Annotated in this window: 1 protein-coding gene; it reads right to left on the bottom strand. The window is 54.3% G+C overall.

All coding sequences use genetic code 11. The features are described from left to right. Window positions 1–42: 42 nt before the first annotated feature. The coding region (rplT, locus tag SB717_RS37595) for a 50S ribosomal protein L20 (RefSeq protein WP_410908240.1) at window positions 43–256 on the bottom strand (214 nt) is incomplete at its 5' end.

Raw genomic sequence — 256 nt, 5'->3', positions numbered from 1 at the left:
CCTTGGGCTGCAGGAGCAGCCCAGGGTGACTGTCGGGGGTACTTAAGCCAAGGTGGCTTTAGCTTTCTCGACAATCGCAGCAAACACCGCTTTTTCGTTCACGGCCAGTTCAGCCAGAACCTTACGGTCGATTTCGATGGACGCTTTTTTCAGGCCAGCGATGAAACGGCTGTAGGACAGACCGTTAACACGAGCACCAGCATTGATACGAGCGATCCACAGAGCGCGGAACTGACGTTTTTTCTGACGACGGTCA

Origin of the sequence: Priestia sp. SIMBA_032, assembly GCF_046535215.1 — a bacterium.
Taxonomy (GTDB): Bacteria; Bacillota; Bacilli; order Bacillales; family Bacillaceae_H; genus Priestia; species Priestia aryabhattai.
The sequence above is the reverse complement of the archived record's forward strand: the minus strand, read 5'-3'. Positions and strand labels throughout refer to the sequence as shown.